Source organism: Streptomyces sp. SID14478, from assembly GCF_010548525.1.
Lineage (GTDB): Bacteria > Actinomycetota > Actinomycetes > Streptomycetales > Streptomycetaceae > Streptomyces.
In genome coordinates, this window is sequence record NZ_JAAGMG010000556.1 from 1 (window position 1) to 8,406 (window position 8,406).

An 8,406-nucleotide genomic window follows, 5' to 3' on the forward strand; every position below is an offset into this window, starting at 1 on the left:
GCCGACCGGGCCGGCGCGTTCGTCCTGACCGCCACCATCGCCTTGAGCCTCGCCGTCTCCTGGGCGCCGTACGCCAGCGACTTCAGCCGCTATCTGCCCCGCACCACCTCCGCGACGCGCATGTTCTGGTGCACGCTGGCGGGCGTCGTGGTCTCTTTCACCGCCGTGCAGGCGCTCGGACTGTGGGGCGCCTCGGTCTTCACCGACCAGACCGCGCAGGGCGTCGACACCCTGCTGGGCGGTGGCGTGATCGGCTCCGTCGGCCTGCTCGCCGTGGCGCTCGCGGCGCTGTGCAGCAACGCGATGAACGACTACAGCGGTTCTCTCGCGCTGCAGGTCATCGGCGTACGGGTGCCCCGCCCGCTCGCCGCCGGGCTCGCCGCGCTGCTCGGCTTCCCCCTGGTGCTGTGGATGCACGCGGCCGACACCGCGGCCCGCTTCCAGAACGTGCTGCTGTTCGTGGGCTACTGGATTCCGGGCTTCGTCGCGGTCGTCTGCGTCGACTGGTTCGCCCGGTACCGGGCGCGTGGCGGGGCGCCCGTCGCACTCGCCACGGAACAGGCCCGGCCACACTCGTCACTGGCGGCACTCCTGGCATTCGTGGTGGCTTTCGCCGCAACCGTGCCGTTCATGAACACGGCCCTGTACGTCGGCCCCGTCGCCGAGACACTCCACGGCGCTGACCTCGGCTACTACGTCGCCTTTCTCGTCGGACTCGGCTGCTACGCGCCGTTCAGGCTCCGGGGAGCGAAGCACGCGGCCGATCAAACCGAGCCTAAAACTGATCGTATTTGACCGTTTCTTGCGAGGGGGTGTGGTCCTGCCCACGGACATTGGAGGATGGGACCGTGGTAGGCAACCTCCCCGTCATGACGACCAGCTTCGTAGGCCGCGAGAGCGAACTGGGCGCCGTCAAAACGGCGTTGACCGCTCACCGCCTGGTCACCCTCACCGGTGGCGGCGGCGTCGGCAAGAGTCGGCTCGCCCTGCGCGTCGCCGAGCAGATGAGGGACGCGTACGCGGACGGGGTCTGGTGGGTGGACCTGTCGAACCTGTACGACAACCGGCTGTTCACGGCGACGGTCTGCGACGCGGTCGACCTCCTCGACCACAACCCGCGCGACCCCGTCGAGGCGCTGGGGGAGTGGCTGACCGGCCGGCGGATCCTGCTCGTCTTCGACTGCTGCGAACGCGTACGGGAATCCACCCGGCGCCTGGTGGACGAACTCCTGCGCGCCGCACCCCGACTGACCGTCCTGACCACCAGCAGGCGGTCCCTCGGCGTCCGCGCCGAGCACCGCATCGAGGTGCCCCCGCTCTCCCTCGACGACGGTGACAGCGGCGAGGCGGTGCGCCTCTTCCGTGACCGGTGCGCCGCCGCGGCCCCGCATGTCACGCTCGACCCCCCGGCCGCCGCCGCGACCGTGAGTGCCATCTGCCGTCGCCTCGAAGGAATCCCCCTCGCCGTCGAACTCGCCTGTGCGCAGCTGAGGGAGAGCAGCCTGGCGCAGCTCTCGGAGCGGCTCGGCTCACGGCTCGACACGCTCGTCGACGAGACGGTCTGGCCCAAGCGTCACCGGGCCCTGCGCACCGCGATCGGCTGGAGCCACGAACTGTGCTCCCCCCTCGAACGCCTGCTGTGGGCCAGACTCTCCGTCTTCCGCGCTCCCGTGGAAGTGGCCGATGCCCAGGCCGTCTGCGCGGGCGGGCCGCTCGGCGCCCACGAGATCCCCGGCCTCCTCGAGCGGCTCGCCGATCAGTCCGTGCTGCGCCGGGACGGCGCCCGCTACCGCATGCTGGACACGCTGTCCGAGTACGGGGCCATGTGGCTCGCGGAACTCAAGGAGGAACAGACCCTCGCCCGGCTCCATGCCGCGCACTTCGCCACCGTCCTGGAAGAGGCCGAGTCGGGCTGGCTCAGCGAGCGACAGGTCGCCTGGTACACGAGGATCTCCGACAGCCACAGCGACGTGCGCGCCGCACTCGACCACCTCATCGCCGAGGACCCCGACGCCGCTCTGGAAGCAGTCGGCCGCACGGGTCTGTTCTGGCCCTGCTGCGGGCACCTCCACGAGTCCCGCGACTACCTCGAACGCGTCCTCGCCCTGGACACGCCCCCGGGCCCGTCCCGCACCCGCGCGCTGTGGGCCCTCGGCATCACGCTCACCCTGCAGGGAGACCATGAAGGCGCCCTGCGGGTCGGGCAGGAGTGCGCCGACGCCGCCCGCCAGGACGGCACACCGGCATCCGCGCTCTTCGCCGCCCACACCCTCGGCCTCACCCACCTCATGGCGGGCCGACCCCAGGACGCGTACGAGGTGAGCGACCACGCGCTGATCAACCACAGCACCTCGCCGCCCTCGGGCGCGCCCCAGCTCTGCTGCATGGTGATCAGGACGTTCGCGCACTCCGCGCTCGGCCGGCTGACCGAGGCCTATGAGGCGGCCGTCGGCCTGCGCCGCCTCAGCCTGCAGTACGGGGAGCACTGGGCCCGCTCGTACGCCTTCCACCAACTCGCCTTCATAGACCTCCTCCAGGGCCGCCCGCACGAGGCCGAGCGCAACGCCCGGGCCATGCTCACGAGCAAGCACAACCTCAACGACAACCTCGGCATCGCCCTCGCCCTGGACCTGCTCACCGGCGCCAACGCCGGGCAGGGCAACGGAGTCGGCGCCGCCCGCACCTCCGGCACCGGGAACACCTTCTGGCGCATGCTCGGCCACCCCAACCACGGCACACCCGAGCTCTCCGAGGTCCGCGAGCGCTGGGAGACGCAGGCCCGCAAGGCGGCCGGCGACGACGCGTACGACAGTGCCTTCCGCGCCGCCCTGAACGACGACGCGGAGCACAGTCTCGCCCGTGTCCTGCAAGGGTCCCCGTCCTCCTGACCGCCTCCCGCCCGGTGACTGTGCGTCAGGAGTGACCGGCAGACGGTGCCTCCACATTCGTGCCGATCCTGTGCATCTTTGCAGGCAGCCCTATGGAACCCGGACGAGCTCTCCCATCTCGCAGCCGAGCACCCGTGACCGACGTGATAGCACGGAGTGATCAGACTCGAAGGAGACGACACCATGGGCATCTTCAGCCGTCGCCAAGGCGCGACGCTCGAGCCGGCGCCGGCTGTCGGCCCCAGCACGCCGTTCCCGGCCGCCGCTGCCGCGGGCGCCACGCTCGATCCGACCCTGCGCGCGCTGACCGGGCAATGGACCATCGACCGTCCGCACAGCCGCATCGGGTTCTCCGTGCGCCATGCGATGGTCACGACGGTGCGGGGCGCGTTCAGCGACTACGACAGCACCCTGTACTTCGACGGCGCCAGGCCGTCCGAGTCCCGGGCCGAGATCGCCATCCGGGTCGCGAGCGTCGACACGGGCGTCGAGCAGCGGGACGCGCACCTCATCGGCACCGACTTCTTCGACGCCCAGCGTCATCCCGAGATGACGTTCCGCAGCGTGTCGACCGTCCACGAGGGCGGGGAGAGCTTCCGCATGGCGGGCGAGCTGACCATCCGGGGCGTCATGCGCCCCGTCGAGCTGCAACTCGACTACCTGGGTTCGGTCCTGGACCCGTTCGGCTTCGAGCGGGCCGGCTTCGACGGCACGACCACCATCGACCGCACGGACTGGGGCCTGGTCTACAACCAGCGCCTGGAGGCGGGCGGCACGATGGTGAGCGAGAAGGTGCGGCTGCAGTTCGACATCTCGGCGATCCGCTCCGCGCCGCTGACGTAACACCTCCTGCGGTCCGGACCCGGTCCGCAGGTGCCGAGGACGCGCGCACGGTTTCGAGCGGCTGCGTGGGTCGGCAGGGCCCGCCCGTGGAAATGGTCGATACCGGCGCGTGCCTCTGCTACCCCTGGGGCATGCCCAGAGAGCAGCGCACGAGCACAGTGAGTACGGACACGGCGGTCGGCGACGAAGAGCGCAGGCTCCGGCGGGATCTGGGGTTCTGGGGCCTCACCGCGATCGGCTTCTCCAACATCGTCGGCTCCGGCTGGCTGTTCGCGGCGATGTACGCGGCGCAGACCGCGGGCCCGGCGGCCGTACTGTCCTGGCTCGCGGCGGGCGTGCTGGTCGCCCTCGTCGCGCTGGTGATGGTGGAACTCGGCGTCTCCCGCCCGGAAGGCGGCGGCACCGTGCGCTGGCCGCTGTTCGCCAGCGGTCGCCTGGTCGGCACCCTGATCGGCTGGTCCACCCTGCTGTCCGTGGGCGGGACCGCCGCCGAGATCAGCGCGATCATGCAGTACGCCGGGCACTACCTGCCGGGGCTGTACGAGGACGGCGGGATCACCACGGAGGGCGTCGCGGTGGCCATGGCCCTCAGCGGGCTGCTGACCCTGCTGAACTGGTTCGCCGTCAGGGTCTTCGCACGGTTCAACAACCTGCTCACCGTCTTCAAGATCCTGGTACCGGTGCTCACCGTCATCGCGCTGCTCGCCTCGGGCTTCCACTCGGGGCGCCTGACGGACTCCGCGCACGGGGGCTTCGCACCCTACGGCTACGGCGCCGTGCTCGGCGCGCTGGCCGGTGGCGGCATCGTGTACTCCCTCAACGGATTCCAGGCCCCGCTGGACTTCTCCGGCGAGGCCCGCAATCCGCGCCGCACGATGGCCCCGTCCGTGCTCGCGGCCATCGGTCTGGCCCTGGTCATGTATCTGGGCCTGCAGTTCGCCTTCCTCACCACCGTCCCCGACCGCCTGCTCGGTGACGGCTGGTCCGGCATCGACTTCGACTCACCGTTCGGCCAGCTCGCACTGATCCTGAACCTGCACTGGCTGTCCAGCCTGCTCTACGTGGACGCGGTCGCCTCACCCGGCGGCTCGGCCTACGTCGGCGTCGCGATCGACGCCCGGCACACCTTCGCGCTGGCCAAGAACGGCACCCTGCCGCGGTACTTCATGAAGGTCAACGGCAGCAACGGCATCCCCCACCGGGCGCTGCTGCTCAACCTCGCCGTCATCCTCGTGTTCCTGCTCCCGTTCGGCGACTGGCAGCAGATCGTCAGCGTGATGGGCGACATGTACCTCCTCATCTACGCCGCCTCGGCCGTCGCCGTCGCCGTCTTCCGGGGCCGACGGGACGGAGGGCTGCGCGGCTGGATCCCCGGGCTGTCCTGGATCGCCCCGCTGAGCTTCGTGGTCGCGACCGAGTTCGTGTACTGGTCCGGCTGGCACGACCTGCGCTACGCCCTGCCCATGGTGCTGATCGGACTGCTGCTCTTCTTCTTCCTGCGCCCCCGGGAGCGGGCCGAGCCGGATCTGGCCGCCGAATTCCTGCGCGGATCCTGGCTGGTGGCCTATCTGCTGGTGCTGACGCTGCTGTCCTGGCTCGGCTCCTTCGAGGGCGCCGGAAAGGTGCCCGCCCCCTACGACTCGATCATCGTGGCCGTCTTCGCGGTCCTCGTCTTCGGCTGGGCGGTGCGCTCCGGCCGTCGGCTGCCGGTCGCTCCCGGGTCCGTGGACGCGGGCTCATGACAGACCCATGGCGATCGTGACCACGGCAAGCAGCCCGACAGAGGTCCACGCGTAGGCGCGGTCCGGAATCCGGGGCGGGCGCCGACGCAGCACCGCGATCACCGGCAGCGCTCCGAGGAGCAGCGCCCCGGCCGCGCGCAGGTCGACGAGGCCCACCAGGAACACCTGCGCGTCCACGGCCTTCGGCACGGCGGCGGCGCCCAGGGACACCGCCGTGGCCGGCAGCGCGATGGCGAGGGTCAATGGGTTGGCCAGTGCCGTGGCCACGTGCATGGAATGTCCGGCCCGCCGCATCGCGGGCACGGTCATGACGCTGCCGCCCACCCCGAGGAAGGCCGCGACCGCACCCACCGGAGCGCCGACGACGGCCGGCAACGGCCCCCTGGCCGCCCGGACCTCCCCGGCCGCGGCGCGAGGACGCAGGAAGCCGGGGCGCGTCAGCAGGTCGACGAGGGTCAGGGCGACGTACGCGACGAACGCCCAGCGGACCGGTTCCGGCGGGGCGAGCCGGGTGGCGAAGGCGCCGATCGTGGCCCCGGCCGCCAACAGCACCAGCAGCGGCGTGCTGCCGCGGAGCACGGCGAGGACCCGGCGCGGTGTCACGGACGTCGCGAACGCGGCGTTCACCACCATCACCAACGCCGAGGTGGCGGTCGCCACCCGCATCGCGTCCGCGCCGAGCGCGGCGTCCGCCCACACCACGACCGGCACCGCGACGAACCCGCCGCCGAACCCGAACAGCACCGTCGTCACTCCGGTGAGGAGCCCGACCCCGATCAGCATCACCACGTCCATGCCACTCACCCCATCAGCCGCGTACGCCAACTCGCATGCGATGGTCGGCACAATCCTTTCGCGTCTCAGCCACTAGGGTGGGCCGGTGAAGAACGTCCCCCTGGCCGAGGTCGACCACGTCGACCGGGCCGTCCTGCCGATCGGCACCGACTATCCGCCCGGCCACCTCCTGGACTGGCACGCACACCGGCGCGCACAGTTCCTCTACGGCGCCACGGGCGTCATGGTCGTGGACACCGCCGAGGGAACCTGGACCGTCCCGCCCGAACGTGCCGTGCTGATCCCGGCCGCCACCCGGCACCGGGTCCGCATGCTCGGGGTGAGTACCCGGAGCCTGTACGTGGAGCCGGGCGCCGTCCCCTGGTGGCCCGGCACCTGCATGGTCGTCGATGTACCTCCCCTCCTGCGCGAACTCCTCCTGGCCGCCGTGGAGTTCGAGCCCGAGTACGACCTGGCGGGGCGTGCGGGATGCATCGCCGCGCTCCTCCTGCACGAGATCTCCGCGCGCGCCCCGCTCCCCTTCCACGTGGGGATCCCCGCCTCCGCGGACCTGGCGCGGCTGTGCCGTGCGTACCTGGCCGCGCCGGACGCCGGTGTCACCAACGCGCGGTGGGCCGCGGCCACCGCCATGAGCGAGCGCGCGTTCACCCGCCGCTTCCGTGACGAGGGCGGCGAGAGCCCTGCCGTCTGGCGGGCCCGCGCGCGACTGCTCGCCGCCGTGCCGCTGCTGCGGAGCGCATCGGTCAGCGAGGTCGGCGGCCGGCTCGGCTACGCCTCGCCCGCCGCGTTCACCGCCGCCTTCACCCGCGCCTTCGGTACCCCGCCGTCCCGCTTCGCGACCCGTGCGCGCGGCGGTGCCGACAGCGGTCACCGGAGTTAACCTGCAGGTCAAACAGGTGTCCGCGTCCGGCCGCACCGCGCATCCCGGGAGCTCTCCTTGCCCACACCCCCTGTCGGCCCCGCGCACGACGGCTCCTTCCCGGCCGACTGCGCCCACACGCACCTCTTCGCGGGAGCCCGCGTCCTGATCCAGGGCCTGCCCGACCCGGCGGCCTTCGCCGCGGCTCCCGCACCGGTCGGGCTCGCCCTGCGCCTCTCGGACGGTGTCACCGTCCCGGCGGAGCTTTTGGTGGCCGACCGCGGCGACGTCGTTCTGACCGTGGCCGCGCACACCACGGCCGCCGGGACCCCGATCGGCGAACGTGCCTGGCAGGTGCGGGACATCCGGGTCGCGGACGACGACGCGGTGGAGATGTCGGTCGGCGGCCGGCAGGACGCCGGGTTCCCGGCGCGCTGAGCCGAGGTCCGGGCCCGCGCGCCCGCCTACGATGCCGCTCATGATTACCTGCGTGGTCCACTACGTCATCGACCCGGCGAAGACCGACGCGTTCGAGCAGTTCGGCCGCCGCTGGATGGAGCTCGTCGACCGGCACGGCGGCACGCACCACGGCTACTTCCTGCCCGCCGAAGGTGCCAGCGACGTCGCCCTCGCGTTGTTCAGCTTCCCGAGCCTGGCCGCGTACGAGCAGTACCGCGCCAGGTTCGGACAAGACCCGGACTTCATCGAGGCCGACCGCATCAGGGACGAGAGCAACTGCGTACTGCGCTACGAACGCACCTTCATGCGCCCGATGCTGCCGCACATGCCGGACGGCACTCCCTAGTCGGCGGGGAGCGCCCGCACCGCCCGCCCCACCTGCGCTCGCAGTGCCACGAACTCCGGCAGGCTGCGTGTCGCTATCTGGTCGCGTTTCAGGGGGAGTTCGACCGGCAGGTCCCGGGCGACGCGGGAGCTGGGGCCCGCGGACAGGACGACCACGCGGTCACCCACGTACACGCTCTCGTCGATGTCGTGCGTGACGAACACGATCGTGGTGCCGTCGGCGCGGTGCACCTCCAGGAGCAGGTCCTCCAGGTCCTCGCGGGTCTGGGCGTCCAGGGAGCCGAAGGGTTCGTCCATGAGCAGCAGCGAGGGGCGCACGACCAGGGCCCGGGCGATCGCGACCCGCTGCTGCATGCCGCCGGAGAGCTGCCAGGGGTAGCCGCGGGCCGCCCCGTGCAGGCCGACGCGCTCCAGGATCTGCTCGGCCTCCGCGCGCCGCTCGGCCCGGCGCAGGCCGCGGCGGCGCAGCGGCAGC

At 71.8% G+C, this 8,406-nt stretch carries 9 protein-coding genes; 7 read left to right on the plus strand and 2 right to left on the minus strand.

Annotation, left to right across the window (positions count from 1 at the left end):
- The 4 genes from G3I40_RS18405 to G3I40_RS18420 all read left to right on the plus strand — a co-directional run.
- On the plus strand, positions 1–795 hold a 795-nt coding region (locus tag G3I40_RS18405), incomplete at its 5' end, for a cytosine permease (protein WP_203644344.1).
- Between the two features lie 74 nt (positions 796–869).
- On the plus strand, positions 870–2,888 hold the full coding sequence (locus G3I40_RS18410) for an NB-ARC domain-containing protein (protein WP_164303230.1): 2,019 nt from the start codon (positions 870–872) through the stop codon (positions 2,886–2,888).
- A gap of 183 nt (positions 2,889–3,071) precedes the next feature.
- Positions 3,072–3,731: a YceI family protein gene (locus G3I40_RS18415; RefSeq protein ID WP_164303231.1), complete on the plus strand. Its 660-nt coding sequence runs from the start codon at positions 3,072–3,074 to the stop codon at positions 3,729–3,731.
- 131 nt (positions 3,732–3,862) lie between these two features.
- Positions 3,863–5,473, plus strand: coding sequence for an APC family permease (locus tag G3I40_RS18420; protein WP_164303232.1), 1,611 nt, complete (start codon positions 3,863–3,865; stop codon positions 5,471–5,473).
- Here G3I40_RS18420 and G3I40_RS18425 read toward each other — a convergent pair.
- A complete protein-coding gene (locus tag G3I40_RS18425) occupies positions 5,468–6,268 on the minus strand; it encodes a sulfite exporter TauE/SafE family protein (protein WP_164303233.1) in 801 nt (266 codons plus the stop codon). The genes G3I40_RS18420 and G3I40_RS18425 overlap by 6 nt on opposite strands.
- A gap of 85 nt (positions 6,269–6,353) precedes the next feature.
- Between G3I40_RS18425 and G3I40_RS18430 the strand changes: the two genes are divergently transcribed.
- Genes G3I40_RS18430 through G3I40_RS18440 form a run of 3 tightly spaced genes read left to right on the plus strand, consistent with a single transcriptional unit; the run spans position 6,354 to position 7,932 of the window.
- On the plus strand, positions 6,354–7,148 hold the full coding sequence (locus tag G3I40_RS18430) for a helix-turn-helix transcriptional regulator (RefSeq protein WP_164303234.1): 795 nt from the start codon (positions 6,354–6,356) through the stop codon (positions 7,146–7,148).
- A gap of 57 nt (positions 7,149–7,205) precedes the next feature.
- Positions 7,206–7,565, plus strand: coding sequence for a hypothetical protein (locus G3I40_RS18435; protein ID WP_164303235.1), 360 nt, complete (start codon positions 7,206–7,208; stop codon positions 7,563–7,565).
- Positions 7,566–7,605: 40 nt separating this feature from the next.
- On the plus strand, positions 7,606–7,932 hold the full coding sequence (locus G3I40_RS18440; protein ID WP_164303236.1) for an NIPSNAP family protein: 327 nt from the start codon (positions 7,606–7,608) through the stop codon (positions 7,930–7,932).
- Here the strand turns inward: G3I40_RS18440 and G3I40_RS18445 are convergent.
- On the minus strand, positions 7,929–8,406 hold a 478-nt coding region (locus tag G3I40_RS18445; protein WP_164303237.1), incomplete at its 5' end, for an ATP-binding cassette domain-containing protein. The genes G3I40_RS18440 and G3I40_RS18445 overlap by 4 nt on opposite strands.